This window comes from Arthrobacter sp. efr-133-R2A-63, from assembly GCF_030209795.1.
In the GTDB taxonomy this organism is placed as follows: domain Bacteria; phylum Actinomycetota; class Actinomycetes; order Actinomycetales; family Micrococcaceae; genus Arthrobacter; species Arthrobacter bambusae_A.
Window position 1 is genome coordinate 80,384 of record NZ_JARVRG010000030.1, and the last position, 17,973, is coordinate 98,356.

Consider the following 17,973-nt stretch of genomic DNA (forward strand, 5'->3'; position numbering starts at 1 on the left):
GATGTCGTTATGGCGCCCCAAAACGACAACAACTGCGAGCTAGTTGGGAAGAACGAGGAAAAATGACAGTTACAACACACCAGCCGCTGACCGTCACACTCGGTTCCAGCGGAGTCACGCCGGAGGACGTCGTCGCCGTCGCACGCCACGACGCCAAGGTGACCATCTCCCAGGAAGCCTTGGACACGGTTGCCAAGGTCCGCGCCCACATCGACGGCCTCGCGCACAGCGAAGTCCCGGCGTACGGCGTCTCCACGGGCTTTGGCGCCCTGGCCAACCGCCACATCCCCAACGAACTCCGCACCCAGTTGCAGAAGTCGCTCATCCGCAGTCACGCGGCCGGCATGGGCCCGGCAGTCGAGCGCGAAGTGGTCCGCGGCATCATGTTCCTGCGCGCCAAGACCCTGGCCTCGGGCCGCACGGGCGTTCGCCCCGTGGTCCTGCAGACCATGGTGGACGTCCTCAACGCCGGCATCACCCCCGTGGTGCGTGAATTCGGCTCCCTGGGTTGCTCCGGCGACCTCGCGCCGCTGTCCCACTGCGCCCTCGTCCTGATGGGCGAAGGCGAAGCCACCGGGCCCGACGGCGAGCTCTACGGCGCCGCCGGCAAGAAGCCGGTTGCCGAGCTTCTTGCCGCACACGGCATCGAGCCGGTGGTCCTCGCGGAAAAGGAAGGCCTTGCGCTCGTCAACGGCACCGAGGGCATGCTCGGCATGCTGCTCATGGCGATCGCCGACCTGCACCTGCTGCTTACGACGGCGGACATCACCGCCGCTCTCAGCGTCGAGGCGCTGCTCGGCACGGACCAGGTGTTCCTGCCGGAGCTGCACGCGGCCCTACGGCCCCACCCGGGCCAGGCCGCAAGCGCGGACAACATGCTGCGCGTGCTGTCCAACTCGCCGATCGTCGCTTCGCACCGTGTCAATGACACCAAGGTCCAGGACGCATACTCGCTCCGCTGCGCACCCCAGGTTGCCGGCGCGGTCCGCGACACCGTGACGCACGCCGAACTCGTGGCTTCCCGCGAGTTGGCTGCGGCCATCGACAATCCCGTGGTGCTCCCGGACGGCCGCGTGTCCTCCAACGGAAACTTCCACGGCGCCCCGGTGGCGTACGTCCTGGACTTCCTGGCGATCGCCGTGGCGGACCTGTCCTCCATCGCCGAGCGCCGCACGGACCGCATGCTGGACCCGGCCCGCTCGCACGGTCTCCCGGCCTTCCTTGCCGACGACCCCGGAGTGGACTCGGGCCTCATGATCGCCCAGTACACGCAGGCAGGACTTGTCTCGGACAACAAGCGACTGGCCGTCCCGGCGTCGGTGGACTCCATCCCGAGCTCCGCCATGCAGGAAGACCACGTCTCCATGGGCTGGCATGCTGCCCGCAAGCTCCGCAAGGCGATTGAGAACCTGCGCCGCGTCCTGGCTGTGGAACTCGTGACGAGCACCCGTGCCCTCGACATCCGCACCCAACTGTCCGGTGGCGAACTCACCCCGGGCCCGGCCGGCACCGCCGTGATCGAGGTGCTGCGCGGCGTCGTCGACGGTCCTGGTACCGACCGGTTCCTCTCACCTGAGCTGGAAGCCGCGGACCGTCTTGTAGGCGCCGGCGAGGTGCGGACGGCCGCCGAATCCGCCGTCGGAATTCTCGCCTGACGCCGAACAAAATACTGTTCGCGTGAACAATAGGAAGCGCCCCGGAAATGTTCGGCAATACGTCCACCGGGGCGCTTTCTGTGTAGTAGAACTTATGGGGTACGGCATTGTCCACGCCGACGATGTCGTGGGCTTGCCGGGGAATATCCGTTCACAACTGAAGTAGCGAACATCCACAAAGGGGTAGAAGTTCAATGAAGGCACGCGGGACAGTCCTGTCCAGGCGAATCGCACAGTCCGCCGTCGTTTCCAACTGGGGAACGTTGAAGGTGGGGGAGCGGATCGAAGTCGTAAGGCACGCACATGTGGTCGCGGCGGGGGAGGTGCAGGAAGTCTCGGACAGCGGCAACGTTGTGTGGCTTGAACCCGCAGGACCTGGCGCCGACGAAGCCGCCAAGCAGCTTTTCATGAAGTCCGACGGCGTGGAGTTGCGCCGGGCGTAGTGACTCTATAGCTCAAAAACCGGGGCTTGTTTCCCATTCCGCGCCTTCTTGGCGTGGTCTGGGAAACAAGCCCCGGTTTTGTTGTACCTATTTCTAGGATCGATCCTAGGCGGCGAGGACCTCGCGGGTTTGGCCGAACGGGACCGACTCGTCCAAGGCAACCGTGTAGCTTCCGGGCTCCCGGCGGGTCACCAGGATCCCGCAGCGGCTGTCTTCGGCAGCGGCTTCGATGAGCGTGCTGACGGCTTCGTCAAGTCCGGCATGGACCTCGTCGACGGACGAAAAGGACAAATGGATCTCGTTGTTTTCAATCGTGGCAGTGCTCATTGGGGGCCTCCTTCTACAGGATGCCGCGTTGGGGGAGCGGCAATTCCTGCATAAAAGATAGCAAAGAGTCATGGGATGTCTGTCATTCTGCGAGCTGGATCACCGGCGGGCCAAGGCCCGGGCGCCAGGGTGGGGAGGCCGAGCCTGACCCAACTAACTCGCACTTAATGTCGTTTTCAGCCCTCAAAACGACAACAAATGCGAGCTAGTTGGGCAGGACGGGCAGGCTCGGGCGGGGCGGGCGCCTCAGGGCGGCCTACGCCAGCAGCGTGTTCACCAAGCGCGCGGCCACCTTGGCGGTCCGCGAGTCGATGTCGAACTCCGGGTTGAGCTCGGCAACGTCCAGGTGCAGGAGTTTCCCACTCGCGGCAAGCTGTTTGCACACAGCGCTGATGACTGGCAGCGGCACCCCATACGCCGCGGGTGCGCTCACCCCGGGAGCCACCGACGCCGGAAGCACGTCCAGGTCGATCGTCAGGTACAGCACGTCCACGGTGTCCAGGAACCGCGCCACGAAATCCCGAACGGCCTCCGCGGAGCAGTCCTCGTCCAGCAGGTACTTCACGCCTAGGCGGTCTGCCGTGTCGAAGAGGGTGCGCGTGTTGTTTGGCTCGGAGATTCCGACGACGGCGTAATTCAGTTCGCGGCCCTCGGCGGCTTCCGCCCGGGCCATCTGCAGGAACGGCGTTCCCGAGCTCGGCACCGGCTCGTCCCGCAGGTCGAAGTGCGCGTCCAGGTTCAGGACTCCGAGGCGCTTGCCGCCCCGCACAGCCTCCGAGCCTGCCACGCCCAAATAGCTGGCGAAAGCAGTTTCGTGCCCGCCGCCGAGCAGCACCGTGAGCTTGCCGCCGTCGAGCAGTTCCGAAATCACGCGGCCCGCGCGCTCCTGGCCGGCCTCCAGCGAGCCGTCCTCCACGACGACGTCGCCGGCGTCGAACACGTCCCGCTCGAAGTGGAAAGCCAGCGGACCCAAGGCTTGGCGGATCGCCTCCGGGGCGGCCGCCGCGCCGATACGGCCCTTGTTGCGCCGCACGCCTTCGTCACTGCGGAAGCCCACGACGACGGCGGGCCGGGCGCCTGCTTCCGTCGCGCCGGGGGCGGCCGCATCGGGAGTGTGGGGCGCCACGGCCTGCCACCAGCGGCGGTGCCCCTCGCCGTCGCCGTCGAAACGGCCGGTCCACGGCGTCGGGCGGACATCGGCAACTGCGCGGGAAATCTCCATGGTTAAAGCTCAGCGCATGACGGAGCCGAGAAGTACCGCTTCCAGGCGGAGGGTGTCCGGTATTCCGGAAAGGCTTATTTGACTCCCAGGAGTTCCTCGACGGGACCGATCCCGAAGAACAGCAGGAACGCCGCGGCCACGGCCCACATGAGCGGATGGACTTCGCGGGCGCGGCCCTGGAACGTGCGGATCAGGGCGAAGGAGATGAACCCGGCGCCAAGGCCGTTGGCGATCGAGTAGGTGAACGGCATGAGGGCCATGGTCAGGAACGCGGGAATGCCGACGCCCCAGTCCTGCCAATGGATCTTGCCCACCTGGGACACCATCATGAAGCCCACCACCACCAGGGCGGGGGCGACGGCCTCGAACGGGACCAGGTTGATGAGCGGGGTGAAGAACATGGCCACGAGGAACAGCAGGCCGGTCACGATCGAGGCCAGGCCGGTGCGGGCACCTTCGCCGATGCCGGCGCCGGATTCCACGAAGATCTGGTTGGAGGACACGGAGGAGCCGCCGCCGATGATCGCGCCGAGGGCGTCCACCTGCAGGACACGGTCCACGTTGGGGATGTTTCCGTGTTTGTCGATGTTTCCTGCTTCCCTGGCCAGGCCCACCATGGTGCCCATGGCGTCGAAGAAGATGCTGAGCAGGATCACGAACGCGAGCAGCGTGGCGGCAATGATGCCAAGGTGCTGGAACGCGCCGAAGGGGTTCGCCTTGCCAATGAGGGACAGGTCCGGAGCGGCCCACTGGGTGAACTTGGGCGCCACCAGGGACCAGCCGCGGGGATTGTAGGTCTTGCCGTCGAAGCTCGGTCCGATGTGCAGCGTGAATTCCAGGATGGCCGCGAGGGCCGTGGAGACGATGATGCCGATCAGGACGGCGCCACGCACTTTGCGGACCACCAAGGCGATGGTCAGGACGAGGCCGACGACGAACACCAGGGTGGGCCAGCCAAGCAGCTTCCCGTCGACGCCCAGGCCCAGTGGGACAGTGGTGCCCGCGGCGTCCGGGATACGGCGTACAAAGCCGGCATTGACCAGGCCGATCAAGGCGATGAAGAGGCCGATGCCCACCACGATCGCGGTCTTCAGGGCCTCAGGTACCGCTTTGAAGACCGCGGTCCGGAATCCGGTGAGCACCAGGATCAGCATGGTGAGGCCCGAAAGCATCACGAGGCCCATCATGTCGGGCCATGTCAGGCCCGGGTGTGAGGCAATCGTGACTGCCACGAAGGCGTTGACGCCCAGCCCGGTGGCAATGGCGAAGGGATGCTTGGCCCAGGCTCCCATGAGGATCGTCAGGATGCCGGCGACGAACGCCGTGGTGGCGGCGACGGCGGCGAAGCCAAGGGAATTGCCGCTCGAGTCCGTCCCGGAGAGGATCAAAGGATTGAGCACCACGATGTAGCTCATGGCAAAGAAGGTCGCGAAGCCGCCTCGGATTTCTCGCGAATAGTTGGATCCGCGTTCCGAAATCTTGAAGTAGCGGTCGATGGCTGAGCCCTGTTTGAGCATGGGGGTCTCCGGGGATCGGGGAAGTGTGCTCTCAAATCCTATGCCCGCGGCTTAGGTCCTCCCGTGAATTCGCCTAGTCTGTAAGGAATCCAACATCAAAGGGAGTCATTCGCTCATGCGCCCTATCCGCCAGCTCCTGGCCGTCGTCGTCGCTTTCACAGCGGTCCTTTTCTCTGCCGCCCTGTTCTCGGCAGCACCCGCCTTCGCGCACGACACGGCCGAGTCAACGTCACCGGCCAACGGCTCAACGGTCGCCAACGTTCCGGACTCCGTGTCCGTCACGTTCAACAACCGGCCGCTCCTGCTCGGCTCACAAATCCAGGTGAACGACTCCTCAGGCCGGAACTGGGCAGATGGGTCCGTCGAGATTGTGGACACCGTGGTGTCGCAGAAGCTGCGGGCGGGCGCGCCCGCCGGAGCCTTCACCGTCGTCTGGCGGGTTGTCAGCTCGGATTCGCACCCCATCGAAGGCACCTTCACCTTCACTGCCAAGGCAGGAAGCACGACGGCGGGCGGAGGTTCTGCGAGCACGGCACCTTCGGTGGAGGTGCCCACCGCCGGCACTGCCGCGCCGGGTTCCACGACGACGCCGGAGAAGGTGCCCGATGCCTCCCAGCCGTTCCCGTGGAGCATCGTGGTCTTCGCGGTGGTGGCCGCCGGCCTGCTGGTGTTCCTGGGCGTTACCGCACGGCGCAGGCTGGCAGGTGGAGATTCCGGTGAATCCGATGATGAAGAGGACTCTGAGGACGAGCCCGGCAGCCTGGAGAAGAAGCCCTAGGCCAGCGCAGGAATTGCTGCAAAGGTGCCGGTGAGGGCCCCGTGGACGCTGTCCGGGTGGACCTTGGCGGAAATTGCCTGTCCCACCACTTTGGCTTGGCGCAGGACTTCCTTTGGCGTGGGTGTGGCAAGTTCGCCGACTCCAACCAGGTACATTCCCATTGCGCGCATGGCCGCGACGAGGTTCTGGCCGATCGCGATGCCAAGCTCGGCGAGCATTCGCCGCAACTGGCTCTGTCCACAGCGGGTGACAACGACGTGGTCAGCCAAAAGCACTCCGTTGGCGGTGTGCACGGCCCATTGGTAGGAGACAACGCCCGGGGCTGCCAAGGCCTCCGTTGCAGGATCCTGTCCGGTCGGGTTGGAAAGCCCGGAGTCGGAAACCACAGCTCCGGAAATCACGGTCCCCGCGGCGGCCTCGTCCAGGCGATCGAGGCGGACAGCCCGCGTGCTGCTCCGGACGTCGAGGCCGTGGCTGGCTGCGTAGTTGCGCAGGTGCCTCAGGATTTCGCTGCGCTCTTGGAGGCACGCGGCGTCGGCGGCGTCGCAGCGCTGCAGGATACCGGTGTTGAGGGACTGCAGGGGGCCGGGGACATACATTCCGTCCACCACGATGGCATCTACTCCGTAGCGGCTGAGTTCGCTGGCCACGGCCAGTCCGGGCATGCCGGCACCGATGACCACGGCGGTGGTGCGTTCCGTACTCGCAGCAGGCATGGTTGACACAGCTTGGCTCCTCTTTGAAGGTGCGTTGCCGAAGGCAACACCGGGGGTCGGCGTCCGGGTCCCCAAGCGGTCGCGAATGATGGCCGTTGATGTGTTGAAAAACACTATCCCCGGTCACCAGTGCCTCGAACATTACAGAAGAAATCGCGTGGTGGATAGCCCCGGCATCGGCATGTCTGCCGCTGCGTTTTTCCCGCCACGATTCGGTGGATTTCCACGCCCCGGGCGGGTTTCCACATACGCTTCTTCCGGCTTGATTCGGCCCTTGCAAACGAGAATAGTGAGCATTGGAGACCGCAACTCACGGCAGGCGCGCGAGAAACACGTTGTGGGCGCGGGCTCTGGCAGAATAGCCGCAACATCAGCCAGCAGTGCGAGGAGGCAGGCCCCATGGACCAGCACGGCAAACACTCTGAGAGCCATCGAGCAGAGACCGAAGGCAACGGAGAGGAACCGTCCATTGCCCCGGGTGGAATTGTGGTGGGCGTTGACGGCAGTGAACACGGCCAGTGCGCCCTCCTTTGGGCAGCGCGCGAGGCCGAACGCAGGCAGCTTCCCCTGCATGTAGTCACGGCTTACTCTGTGCCCATCTTTGCGGCTTCCGGCCTGGACGGCGGCTATGCGACAGTGGATGACTCCGTTATCCGGGAAGGCGCCGAGGCCATCGTCAAACAGGCCCTTGAGAAGGTCTCGGGCTACGCCATCGACGTCGATGGCTCGGTGGAGAACGGAGATGCCTCCGGCGTGCTGCTCGATCTGTCCGAAACGGCCGAGCTCCTGGTCTTCGGCACCCGGGGACGGGGCGGGTTCGTGGGCAGGCTCCTGGGCTCCGTGAGCAGTGCCCTGCCGGCGCACTCCAAGTGCCCCACCGTGACCGTCCCGCTCTTCTGCGCAGACCGGTTCGGTGAAACCACAGAGGACAAGCACATCAAGGCCGAGCGCGCGAAGGCCGGCCCCCACGTCATTGAGAATGTGGTGGCCGTCGGCGTGGACGGCTCGGAACAGGCCCGCGTTGCCGTCTTGGAAGCTGCGGAGCAGGCCCAACGCATGGGAGCGAAGCTGCGCGTCATCTGCGCCGTTCCCGAGTACAGCGGCTCGTTGGCGTGGGTTCCGGCACCCCTGGACAGGGAAGCGCTCTTCAAGGACATCAGGGTTCAGCTGGACGCGGGCTTGGCGTGGCTCAAGAGCCACTTCCCCAAGCTTCCGGCGGAAACACAACTGCTGGACGGTGCACCCGTGGAAGTCCTCGTGGAGGTGAGCCGCGGCGTCGAACTCGTGGTGCTGGGGACGCGCGGGCGGGGAGGCTTCGCAGGGATGCTCCTCGGATCGACGTCGGATGGAGTGCTCCACCATGCCAAAGGGCCCGTGCTGGTTGTTCCCGACCGCGAGGATCCCAGGCTGGCCGACCGAGTCAACTTCGGTCCCATGCTCGGCGCCGCATAAGCGGCACGGCCAAGGACCGGTGAACGCAGGCGAACGGCAATGGCGGAGTACGCACAGCCCGGGGAAGGCCCGCGCCTGATCGTCGAGTTGCGCCGGATCCGGGCAACCATGCTTCCGGAAGTCGGGGGCAAGGCGGCCAATCTGGGCGAAATGATCTGGGCGGGACTTCCGGTCCCGCCCGGTTTTTGCCTGACCACCGAGGCTTATCGGCGCGCGCTTCAGCCTGATGGAAGTCCCGAGGCAGCCCTCAAGGACGTTTTTAGTGGCCTTGAGGCCGTGGACCCCGGCGACCTTGAGGGGCTCGCTTCCCTCGCGGCCCGCGCCAGGGAAGCAGTGCTCGACGCCGGCATCCCGGCAGAGGTCGAAGGAGCCGTCCGCTCGGCCTACTCCGCGCTGGGCCATGAAGTCCCCGTCGCAGTCAGGTCCTCTGCCACCGCCGAGGACCTGCCCTTTGCGAGTTTCGCCGGACAGCAGGACACCTACTTGAACGTCGTGGGGATCGACGCCGTGCTGCAGGCCGTCGTGAAGTGTTGGGCTTCCCTATGGACTGACCGGGCGGTCAGCTACCGTGCAGGCAACGCGATCGACCACGCGACGGTGGCGCTCGCCGTCGTCGTCCAACGGATGGTGGACGCTGAGTCTGCCGGAGTGTTGTTCACCGCCAATCCGGTGACCGGGCGGCGCCGCGAGGCGGTGATCGACGCCAACCCCGGCCTCGGCGAGGCTGTTGTCTCGGGTTCCGTGAATCCGGACCACTTTGTGGTGGATTCGCTCACCGGCAGGATCACGGAACGAATGATCGGTGACCGGAGGCTGGTGATTCGCGCCGTTTCCGGCGGCGGAACCGAAAGGCTCAATTTGTCCGGAACATCCGACGCGGCCGCGCAGGATCAAACCGCCGGGGATGCCTGCCTTGCCGACTCCCAGATCAGGGCGCTCGCTGTCCTTGGCCAGCGCGTCGAGGAGCATTACGGAGCACCGCAGGACACTGAATGGGCCATCGATGGCGAGGGCAAACTGTGGCTCACCCAAGCCCGGCCTATCACCACGCTCTACCCGCACATGACCCGGCAACCCGCAATCCCCGGTCCCCACGCGTACCTTTGCTTCAGCCTCGCCCAAGGCCTTACCCGTCCCTTGACTCCCATGGGGCTTGCCAGCATCAGGCTCATGGGATCATCGGCAGCCGTCGCCGCGGGATTCCGCGTTCCCGAACCACGGGATGGCCCTTCGCCTTATTACGAGGCGGGGCAGCGGATCTATTTCGACTTCACTTCGGTGCTCCGGAGCAAGGCCGGGCGGGCCGTCGTGCCCAGGATTTTCGACGTCATGGAATCACGGTCGGCCGCAATCATGCGCGAGCTGTTCGATGACCCGCGATTCGCGCTCACCAGCAAGACGCCTTTCAAATTGCTCAGGCACATTGGCCCGATCGTGCTCCGCTTCCACCTTCCGGAGACACTGCTGCGCGCGCTCTTTCGGCCGGACGCTGCCCTCGACAAGGCGGAACGGCTGGGGGAGGACCTGTATGCAACGCATGAAGTCCCCGCCGATGCCACCCCCCGTGAAAAGCTGGACCGCGCCGAGCGGATACTGCGCGAAGAATTGTTCCCGATACTGCCCAATATTCTGCCCCCGGTGGCGCTCGGCTTCGCGATGATCGGGCTGGTCCGGAAGCTACTTGGCGAACAAGCCTCCTGGGGTGAGCTCCAAACCATCATCCGCGGCCTGCCCAACAACGTCACCACGGAAATGGACCTTGCGCTATGGCGGCTTGCGGCCAGCATTCGTGACGATCCCGCTTCCTCGGAGGCATTCACCGGCGGGGATCCAGCTGCGCTCGCGGAGGGGTATCGGAACGGCGGGCTGCCGATCGTCGCGCAATCGGGGCTGGCCTCCTTCCTGCGTGACTACGGGCACCGGGCCGTCGCCGAAATCGACCTGGGCATGCCCCGTTGGTCCGACGACCCGACCCACATCATCGGAGTCCTGGTCAATTACCTTCGCCTCGACGATCCCCGCCTGGCGCCGGACAAACAGTTCGAAAAAGCAGCGCGCGACGCCGTGGAGCAAGTCGCGGTGCTGGTGGCACGTGCGCGGTCCAAGAGTCCGCTTCACGCCAGGATCGTGAAAATGGCACTTGAACGGACACGCATGTTTGCGGGACTCCGCGAGATGCCCAAGTATCACCTCGTACGTGGCTTCGCCGCAGTGCGTGCCCAGGTTTCGGAGGTAGGGGAGGCCTTGGCGGACGCGGGAATCATCGATGACGCCGGTGACGTCTTTTTCCTGGATTTCAACGATGCCCGCAATGGCTTGGACGGCAAGGATCTCCACGAAGTAGTGGCCCAGCGGCGCGAGGCGTACGAGCTTGAACTCAAGCGCCGCCACGTGCCTCGCGTCCTGCTCTCCGACGGCACCGAACCGGAAGCGCTGCCCGCCGGTTTCCTTCGCCACGAGACGGTGGCTGCAGCTTCGGGCAGCACAGAGAAGGGGAGCGCACTGCCGGACGGCCTGCTGCACGGAACCCCTGCTTCGGCGGGAACGGTGACGGCAGTGGCCAGGGTGATCATGGATCCGGTGGGCGCGCACCTCGAACCCGGCGAAATCCTGGTGGCACCCTCCACGGATCCCGGCTGGACGCCCCTCTTCCTGACCGCCGGGGGACTTGTGATGGAGATGGGCGGCCCCAACTCCCACGGAGCTGTTGTCGCCCGTGAGTACGGGATTCCCGCCGTCGTCGGCGTCCCGGATGCGACCTCCCGGGTCAGTACGGGACAAACGATCACGGTGGACGGGGCCACGGGGACGGTGGCTATCTAGCCTATCCCCAGCCGAGCTCGTGCAGGCGGTCCTCGCCGATGCCGAAGTGGTGGGCGATCTCATGGATCACGGTGATGGCAACCTCGTCGATCACTTCCTGGCGGGACTCGCAGATATCCAGGATCGGCTGCCTGAAAATGGTGATCCGGTCCGGGAGGGAACCGGCATCCCACCAAGAGTCCCGTTCCGTCAAAGGCACCCCCTCGTACAGGCCAAGGAGCACGGTGTCCGGGTCCTCTCCGGGCTGCGGGATGTAGTCGTCCTCGATGAAGATGGCCACGTTGTCCATGGCCCGCGCCGCTTTGTCCGGAATGAGGAGCAAGGCATCACTGACTGCCGCCTCGAAGTCTTCCGGCGACATCTCGAAAGGAACAGTGGCGAACTGCGCCGCCCCGGAACCCGCCCCGGAACCAGCGCCAGTACCCACCCCGGAACCAGCGCCAGTACCCACCCCGGAACCAGGGAGAGGGGAGGAAATGCGCGGGCCGCCGGGGGCATCGCCGTCGGGAACGATCGGCAGGCCGGGAGGAAAATTCACGGGCATGTTCTGACTCTAGTCCGCGGCCCGGTCATTGACGCACGATGTGCTGGCAGCTACAGTTTTCCGGGCTGGTAATTCGTATAACCAAGCCCCAGGTTAAGCCCGGCCAAGCGTGCGGATCCTGTGACAAGCCCCCGAAGTTTCGAGCAGACAGGCCAGCCCATGACCCGCCCCGGCAGTCGTTCCGGCACGACGATGAACGACGTCGCTGCGGCTGCCGGCGTTTCCCAGGCCACAGTCTCGCTGGTGCTCAACGATGCCGCGGGAACCAGGTTCTCGGAAGAAACCCGGCGCAAGGTCCATGCTGCCGCCCATGAACTGGGGTACCGGACCAACGCCCACGCCAAAGTGCTCCGGGACGGCGTCGCCGGAATGATCGGCTTCGTCGGCGATTTCGTGGCCACTGCGCCATTCGCCGGCAAGATCATCGAAGGCGCCCAGGCAAGGGCTTGGGAGGCCGGACTGCTCCTCCTGGCCGTCAACACCGGCGGCGACAAAGCCCTCGAGGCTGCGTCGCTGGAAACCATGCTGTCCTATAAGGTCGCCGGAGTGGTTTACGCCGCCATGTACCACCGCGTTCTCGACGTGCCGGACGTCCTGGCTGAGGTGCCCGCCGTCGTGCTCAATTCCCGCGACCGATCCGGACGCTTTCCAAGCATCGCTCCGCAAGAGGAGCTCGGCGGCTACATGGCCACCAAACGCCTGGTGGACGCGGGCCACCGGCGTATTGCGATGGTCAACATCGGCGCGGTGGACGGCGAGCTTCCTGCCGCCGCCGGACGCCATGCGGGCTATCTCAGGGCACTCAGGGAGGCTGGCCTCGACACCGATCCCGGGCTCCACCGGATCGGCGACGGGCATGAATCGGGCGGTTTCGACAATGCCCTGGCGCTCATGACCGGTCCGCAGCCACCCACCGCCATCTTCTGCGCCAACGACCGCACCGCCTGGGGCAGCTACCAGGCGCTGGCCCAGCTTGGACTGTCCATCCCGCACGATGTGTCGCTGGTGGGTTTCGACAACCAGGAAACGCTCGCCCCGCATTTGCGGCCCGGTCTGACCACGCTCGAACTGCCCTTCCTCGAGATGGGCAGGCGTGCCATTGAAGTGCTCCTGGCCGGCGCGGAACGTGATGGCAGTACCGAATACTTTGAATGTCCCCTTGTCGAACGCCATTCCGTGGCGGCGCCACTGAAAACGGCTACTAGCTTCTGAAATCCACCACCAGTCACTGAATCTCCCCAAGCAAGGAACAGGAAACGCATGAACCACTCGCACCTCGCGTCCGAGCCGCTCGACGTCGTCGTGGTCGGCGAAGCGCTCATCGACATCGTCAACTCGCCCGAAGGGCAGACCGAATATCCCGGCGGCTCGCCGGCGAACGTCGCCTACGGCCTTGGACGGCTCGACGTGAAAGCCGGACTGCTGACCGCCGTCGGGCGCGATTCCCGGGGCGAGTCCATCGCGGCGCACCTGGCAAGCGCAGGAGTGGTTGTCCTGCCGGGCTCACAATCGCTCGCGAAGACCGCGACGGCGACGGCGGAGATCGCCGCGGACGGTTCGGCGGAGTACACCTTCGACATCGAGTGGAAGCTGGCTCCTGCCGCGCTCCCTTACGCCCCGAAGATCCTCCACACAGGTTCGATCGCCACGTTCCTCGAGCCCGGCGCCGCCGTCGTCAGGACCCTCCTGGAGCAGGCCCAAGGCGGGTGCATCGTCACGTACGACCCCAACATCCGCACCGACCTCCTGGGCAGCCACGGCGAGGCACGGCGCATTTTCGAGGAGCTCGTGCCGCTGACCAGCGTGGTGAAGCTCAGCGACGACGACGCGTTCTGGCTCTATCCGGGCAAGTCCTTGGAAGAGACTGCCAAGCACATCCTGGGCCTCGGAGCAGGCCTGGCCGTGGTGACTCGGGGCGCGCAGGGCTCCCTCATGGCGACGCCGCACACCCAGCTGACGGTTCCCGCGGTGACCTCAGTGGTCGCGGACACCATCGGGGCCGGCGATTCCTACATGTCGGCTCTGATCCTCGGGCTGCTGCTGCGCGGCAGCCAAGGGCTTGCGCCCACGGTCCTCGAACGCATCGGACAGACCGCTTCCATGGCCGCGTCCATCACGGTGGGGCGGCCCGGAGCCAATCCGCCCACGCACCGGGAGCTCCTTGCCGGGATGGCGAGGTAGGACGGCTGGGACGCGACGGCGGCCGGGCCCGGCCCGGCTTGCTTCCGGGAGCGAGGTCGGACCGTCCGGCTTCTAGCGCGAGGTGATCCTCCGCGAGCGGCGCCGCGTCAGCCCGACGCCTACGAGGCAGATGACACCGCCCACGAGTCCCCAAATGGTGGGGATCTCCTTGAGCACCGCCCAGGAGATCAGGATCGTGGTGCCCGGAACCAAGTAGGTCGTGGCGGCGAGTTTGCCGGCCTCGATGAGGGACAGTGCATAAGCCCACGTGGTGAAAGCGATGGCCGTCGGGAAGATTCCGAGGTACACCAAGCCAAGCGTGGCCGGAAGGGGCGCTGCCTGCACTTCGGTCACCAGCTGGCCGGCCCACGGCAAGCAGCACACTGCGCCCACCATAATGCCAAACCAGGTGGCCTGCGCCGCGGAGAACGTGCGCAGCACGGGCTTCTGGACGATGACGCTTACCGCGGCGAGCACGGCGGCAAGAAGGCACAACAGCACTCCGGCCACATCCGCCGTCGAGCGCTGTCCCGAACCGAGAGCGATCAGGGCAACGCCGCTGAATGCCACGAGGCTGCCGATGATCAGCCAACGCGGAAATCCTTCTTTCAGGATGACGCCGGCGAGGACGGCGATCAGGATGGGCGATACGTTGATGAGCATGGCGCTGGTTCCGGCATCGAGCATGTGCTCGGCGGCGTTCAGGGCGAGGTTGTAACCTGCGAACCACATGACGCCGTAGGCGAGGATGGGCAGCCATTCGCGGCCTTTGGGCCAGCGCTTGAGCCTGGGCAGGGCGACAATTCCGAGCGCGACGGCGGCAACAACCAGCCGTCCGAGCGTCAGCGAGCCGGGGGAGAAACTGGGTCCCACGGCGCGGATGCCTACGAAGGCGGACGCCCAAAGGACAACGGTGACGATGACGGCGGCGATGCCGAGCTTACTGATGGTCCGGGAGGGAGTGGTCGCCGGAGAGAGGGGGGTGCTTGTGGCCATGATGCCAATCTAGCCCGGGAAGGGCTGGACGGACTGGCGGAATTCGGACGTCTTTCAACAAGAAACCGCCAACTCTGTCGTAGCGGTTTTGAACGGGACGCTGCGTCCCCGTTTGCGTTCCGGTTTTCGCTCCGGTTTTCGCTCCGGTTTTCGCTTCGCGGGAGGCGATTTGGGAATATCCCCGACTATGCTCTAAAGTTTTAGAGTCCAGTTCGGACGAGCGAGAAGCGGTATGCAGGCGGGAAATCGCATTGCGTTGTCGGCCGTCGCGAATTCGGATTGTTCCAGGCCCCCATCGTCTAGCGGCCTAGGACACCGCCCTTTCACGGCGGCGGCACGGGTTCGAATCCCGTTGGGGGTACGCAAGGAACTGGTCAAGTCGGGCTGAAAAGTCTGGTAGGCTGGAAGCCTTGAAAAAGGCGGTGGAGATGCCGCAATCGCAGTAGAGATACTGCAGCAAGGCCCTGTAGCGCAGTTGGTTAGCGCGCCGCCCTGTCACGGCGGAGGTCGCGGGTTCAAGTCCCGTCAGGGTCGCTCTGATTGCCGGAAGAAGTTCCGGCAGTCATGGTGACATTGTCACCTAAGGCTCTGTAGCTCAGTTGGTAGAGCGTTCGACTGAAAATCGAAAGGTCACCGGATCGACGCCGGTCGGAGCCACCACTGGGAAGCGTCAGTTCTTCGGAACTGGCGCTTTTCTTCTTTTAAAGCCTGCAGCGGAAAAGCCCTGGCTATTAACTTTGTGCGCAAAAGCCGAACATTTCCCGGGGTGATCCAGCAGAATTTCACGGCAAGGGCCGCTTGTCTCCGCCTTCTCTTAGCCACGCGCTAGTGTGGTACTCAAGAGAAGGGGAGGGCTACATGGACCAGCAGGAAAGCTACACCGTGCCTGAACCGGAAGCCGTTGGGGCTCCGGTATCCGAGGACCGGCAAACGGTGGCAGGAAGTGGCCGCACAGTGATCTCGGATTCCGCCGTCGCCAAGGTTGCCGGCATTGCCGCCAGGGCCGTTCCGGGCGTCTATTCCCTCGGATCGGCTCCATCGCGCGCCCTCGGAGCCATCCGCGATGCCGTCGGCAGCCAGGACCATGCCGCAGGTGTCCGCGCCGAGGTCGGAGAGACCCAAGTGGCCGTGGACCTCAATCTTGTGGCCGTCTATGGATACCCTTTGCATGATGTCGCCAACCAGGTCCGCGCGGCCGTCTACCGTGCGGTCGAATCGCTGGTCGGGCTGGAAGTCATTGAGGTCAACGTTGAGATCAACGACGTCTACGTTGCCCCGCCCGTCAAAGCCGGAACAAAAGGCGCATTATCGGAAAGGGAGCCACTCCAGTGAGCATGACTGTTGTCGGGATCGGGATCGGCGCCTTCGTGGCGTTCATGGCCTTCCAATTCGGGCTGTGGGGTTTCATCATTGCCCTTCTCTTCATGGGCATCGGCGCACTCCTGGGCCGCGCCGCGGACGGAAAGCTTGACCTGCGCAGCGTGCTGGATGCCCTCACCGGCCGCCGCTCGTCGTCATGAGTTCCACGGCTGAGGCTGTGCAGCCTGCCGTCTCCCTGGCCGGACACAACCGAATCAGCACCCAGGCCCTCACCACTTTGGCCCAGGCGGCCGCTGCCGAGGCGCTCGGCGTCTCGGCGCAGGATGTGCGCGCCGAGTGGTCGGACGACGACGGCCTCCTGGCACTCTCGATAGCCGCCCCGATCCGTGTGCCCTCGCTGACCGAAGTCCTCAGGGACCCGCTGCGTGTCGAAGGATACGGCGGCACGGTTTGGGACCGGGCCGTCGCTGCCAAGACCGCCATCCTTGAGCGTGTCACCCAGCTGAGCGGTTCCACCCTGAGCCGCGTGGACATCCGGATCAGCGGCGCACGCGTCAGCGAAGGAGCCCGCGTCCAATGAGCCACGCCCAGACCCCGCACGCCCGGCGCAGCCACCCCGACCGCGGCCACCCGGACACTTTGCACGCAGCGGATACGGCCGACGGCGATACCCCCGGCGCCCCGGCACCAGGGACCTCCGACGTCGGCGACCGGATCGACGTCGGACTCCAGCGCATCCTCAAGCGCGAGACCCGCTCCTCCCGCGCCGGAATGGCGGGACTGGCGGCGGCCCTTGTGATTGCGGCCTGTGTCTATGCCCTCCTCGAATCCGCCTTGCGCGCCATCGGCCAGCCGCCGTGGCTCATCGATCCGCAAACGGCCGCTGAGCGGCTCACTGCCCTGCCCGGAGGTACTTCGCCCTTGCTGCTCGGTGCGCTGGGCGGGGTCGTCGCCATGGTTGGGTTGATCTTCTTCTTGAACGCGGTCCTTCCCGGCCGGAAGTCCCGTCACTTGCTTCAGGATCCCCGGGCCGGAGTAGTGGTGGACGACGAGGTCATCGCTTCGGCGCTGGCCCGGGCCGCCCGGACCGCAGCGAACGTCACCCAGGAGCAAGTCATGGTGGTGGTTTCGCAGCGGTTGGTTGTGGTCAACGTCAGGCCCACCTCGGGGGTGCCCTTGCGCGAGGAACGGATACTTGCGGCCGTGGAGGATGAACTTCAAAGGATGGCGCCTTCGCCTATGCCTTCAGTCCGTGTCAATGTCGCGACGTCCGGGGTGATCGGGGCATGAACGGCACTCCGCACGTCCTCAACCGCATCCTGATCGGCATCCTTGGCCTGAAGCTGCTGGCCATTGGCATTCTCCTGATGCTGCTCGCCACGGTTCCCGCCGTCGGGAGGTGGTGGCAGGGCTGGTCCACCGGGCTCTGGGAACACGCCAAGTACCTCTCCGAGCAGACCCGTATTCCGGGACGGGAGGAAAGCTGGCTCTGGATTGCGGCAGCTGCGGTGCTTGTTGTGCTGATCGTGCTCATGGTGGCCTGGGTATCGCAGCAGGGCAAAGGCCGCGCCAACCTCATCGTGTCGGAATACGACGACGCCCGGACCCCTGGCGACGTCAATATCGGAGGCAACCTTGCCGAGCAGGCGCTCAAGGCGGCCCTCGCGGAACGCGCGGACCTCGCCGGCGTAACGGTGGCAACGTACGAGGTCAACGGTCGCCCCGGGCTCCGTGTCCGGGTCCAGCCCCGTCAAGGCGTTTCCCCGCACCTGCTGGCCGCAGACATCTCCCGCCTCGTGGAGGCACTGGACCTGGTAGTCGGGCGGAAGACACCCGTATTGATTCATATCGGGGCCGGAGCGCGCACCAGATTCAGCAAGGCCGAGCGCGTTCGCTGAGCCGACCCGCAGCCGTTGTTAATCGGATGGCTATGTGCTTTCCCAGGCGTTTTGCGTTGCAGGGGTGCGCATTGGGCCATAGTTTGAAGGGTAGGGGGAAC

The 17,973-nt window shown here is 65.4% G+C and carries 18 protein-coding genes and 3 tRNA genes; 15 read left to right on the plus strand and 6 right to left on the minus strand.

Features of this window, described 5'->3' with window-relative positions; translation table 11 throughout:
- The first annotated feature begins 62 nt into the window (after window positions 1-62).
- Together hutH and QRN45_RS16685 are read left to right on the plus strand one after the other, a co-directional pair.
- Window positions 63-1,655, plus strand: a complete 1,593-nt coding sequence (gene hutH, locus QRN45_RS16680) for a histidine ammonia-lyase (RefSeq protein ID WP_284764076.1) — start codon at window positions 63-65, stop codon at window positions 1,653-1,655.
- 194 nt (window positions 1,656-1,849) lie between these two features.
- Window positions 1,850-2,098, plus strand: coding sequence for a hypothetical protein (locus QRN45_RS16685; protein WP_078106823.1), 249 nt, complete (start codon window positions 1,850-1,852; stop codon window positions 2,096-2,098).
- Window positions 2,099-2,203: 105 nt separating this feature from the next.
- Here QRN45_RS16685 and QRN45_RS16690 read toward each other — a convergent pair whose 3' ends face one another.
- The 3 genes from QRN45_RS16690 to QRN45_RS16700 form a co-directional block, all read right to left on the minus strand.
- Window positions 2,204-2,425 carry a hypothetical protein gene (locus QRN45_RS16690; RefSeq protein WP_284764078.1) on the minus strand — a complete coding sequence of 74 codons (222 nt, stop codon included), beginning with the start codon at window positions 2,423-2,425 and terminating at the stop codon, window positions 2,204-2,206.
- Between the two features lie 256 nt (window positions 2,426-2,681).
- Window positions 2,682-3,647: a formimidoylglutamase gene (gene hutG / locus QRN45_RS16695; RefSeq protein WP_284764079.1), complete on the minus strand. Its 966-nt coding sequence runs from the start codon at window positions 3,645-3,647 to the stop codon at window positions 2,682-2,684.
- Window positions 3,648-3,721: 74 nt separating this feature from the next.
- On the minus strand, window positions 3,722-5,164 hold the full coding sequence (locus QRN45_RS16700; protein WP_284764080.1) for an NCS2 family permease: 1,443 nt from the start codon (window positions 5,162-5,164) through the stop codon (window positions 3,722-3,724).
- Between the two features lie 115 nt (window positions 5,165-5,279).
- Between QRN45_RS16700 and QRN45_RS16705 the strand changes: the two genes are divergently transcribed.
- Window positions 5,280-5,942, plus strand: coding sequence for a copper resistance CopC family protein (locus tag QRN45_RS16705; protein ID WP_264637248.1), 663 nt, complete (start codon window positions 5,280-5,282; stop codon window positions 5,940-5,942).
- On the opposite strand, the gene QRN45_RS16710 is transcribed toward QRN45_RS16705, so the two are convergent.
- The gene (locus tag QRN45_RS16710; RefSeq protein ID WP_372489604.1) at window positions 5,939-6,667 is read right to left on the minus strand and encodes an NAD(P)/FAD-dependent oxidoreductase; all 729 of its coding nucleotides are present in this window, start codon (window positions 6,665-6,667) and stop codon (window positions 5,939-5,941) included. The genes QRN45_RS16705 and QRN45_RS16710 overlap by 4 nt on opposite strands.
- A 390-nt stretch (window positions 6,668-7,057) precedes the next feature.
- Here QRN45_RS16710 and QRN45_RS16715 point away from each other — a divergent pair, with 390 nt between their 5' ends.
- Together QRN45_RS16715 and QRN45_RS16720 are read left to right on the plus strand one after the other, a co-directional pair.
- A complete protein-coding gene (locus tag QRN45_RS16715) occupies window positions 7,058-8,110 on the plus strand; it encodes a universal stress protein (RefSeq protein WP_241707312.1) in 1,053 nt (350 codons plus the stop codon).
- 39 nt (window positions 8,111-8,149) lie between these two features.
- Complete coding sequence (locus QRN45_RS16720) at window positions 8,150-10,933, plus strand: PEP/pyruvate-binding domain-containing protein (RefSeq protein ID WP_284764081.1); 2,784 nt, start codon at window positions 8,150-8,152, stop codon at window positions 10,931-10,933.
- 1 nt (window position 10,934) lies between these two features.
- Here QRN45_RS16720 and QRN45_RS16725 read toward each other — a convergent pair whose 3' ends face one another.
- Window positions 10,935-11,477 (minus strand): metallopeptidase family protein, encoded by a 543-nt coding sequence (locus QRN45_RS16725; RefSeq protein WP_264637249.1) that lies wholly within the window; start codon window positions 11,475-11,477, stop codon window positions 10,935-10,937.
- Window positions 11,478-11,636: 159 nt separating this feature from the next.
- Between QRN45_RS16725 and QRN45_RS16730 the strand changes: the two genes are divergently transcribed.
- Complete coding sequence (locus tag QRN45_RS16730; RefSeq protein WP_264637250.1) at window positions 11,637-12,689, plus strand: LacI family DNA-binding transcriptional regulator; 1,053 nt, start codon at window positions 11,637-11,639, stop codon at window positions 12,687-12,689.
- A gap of 48 nt (window positions 12,690-12,737) precedes the next feature.
- Window positions 12,738-13,658: a carbohydrate kinase family protein gene (locus QRN45_RS16735; protein WP_264637251.1), complete on the plus strand. Its 921-nt coding sequence runs from the start codon at window positions 12,738-12,740 to the stop codon at window positions 13,656-13,658.
- A 72-nt stretch (window positions 13,659-13,730) separates the two neighbouring features.
- On the opposite strand, the gene QRN45_RS16740 is transcribed toward QRN45_RS16735, so the two are convergent.
- Window positions 13,731-14,654 (minus strand): DMT family transporter, encoded by a 924-nt coding sequence (locus QRN45_RS16740; protein ID WP_264637252.1) that lies wholly within the window; start codon window positions 14,652-14,654, stop codon window positions 13,731-13,733.
- A gap of 288 nt (window positions 14,655-14,942) precedes the next feature.
- Here QRN45_RS16740 and QRN45_RS16745 point away from each other — a divergent pair.
- The 8 genes from QRN45_RS16745 (at window position 14,943) to QRN45_RS16780 (ending at window position 17,872) form a co-directional block, all read left to right on the plus strand.
- Window positions 14,943-15,015, plus strand: a tRNA-Glu gene (locus QRN45_RS16745).
- 99 nt (window positions 15,016-15,114) lie between these two features.
- Window positions 15,115-15,188, plus strand: a tRNA-Asp gene (locus tag QRN45_RS16750).
- A 50-nt stretch (window positions 15,189-15,238) separates the two neighbouring features.
- Window positions 15,239-15,314: transfer RNA gene (locus tag QRN45_RS16755), tRNA-Phe, on the plus strand.
- Between the two features lie 198 nt (window positions 15,315-15,512).
- On the plus strand, window positions 15,513-15,986 hold the full coding sequence (locus tag QRN45_RS16760; RefSeq protein WP_241707318.1) for an Asp23/Gls24 family envelope stress response protein: 474 nt from the start codon (window positions 15,513-15,515) through the stop codon (window positions 15,984-15,986).
- Window positions 15,983-16,174 carry a DUF2273 domain-containing protein gene (locus tag QRN45_RS16765; protein ID WP_078106814.1) on the plus strand — a complete coding sequence of 64 codons (192 nt, stop codon included), beginning with the start codon at window positions 15,983-15,985 and terminating at the stop codon, window positions 16,172-16,174. Before QRN45_RS16760 ends, QRN45_RS16765 begins: the two co-directional genes overlap by 4 nt.
- Window positions 16,171-16,554 carry a hypothetical protein gene (locus QRN45_RS16770; RefSeq protein ID WP_241707319.1) on the plus strand — a complete coding sequence of 128 codons (384 nt, stop codon included), beginning with the start codon at window positions 16,171-16,173 and terminating at the stop codon, window positions 16,552-16,554. Before QRN45_RS16765 ends, QRN45_RS16770 begins: the two co-directional genes overlap by 4 nt.
- The gene (locus QRN45_RS16775; RefSeq protein ID WP_241707320.1) at window positions 16,551-17,264 is read left to right on the plus strand and encodes a DUF6286 domain-containing protein; all 714 of its coding nucleotides are present in this window, start codon (window positions 16,551-16,553) and stop codon (window positions 17,262-17,264) included. Before QRN45_RS16770 ends, QRN45_RS16775 begins: the two co-directional genes overlap by 4 nt.
- A complete protein-coding gene (locus tag QRN45_RS16780) occupies window positions 17,261-17,872 on the plus strand; it encodes a hypothetical protein (RefSeq protein WP_241707321.1) in 612 nt (203 codons plus the stop codon). The genes QRN45_RS16775 and QRN45_RS16780 overlap by 4 nt, the downstream gene beginning before the upstream one ends.
- Window positions 17,873-17,973: the final 101 nt, after the last annotated feature.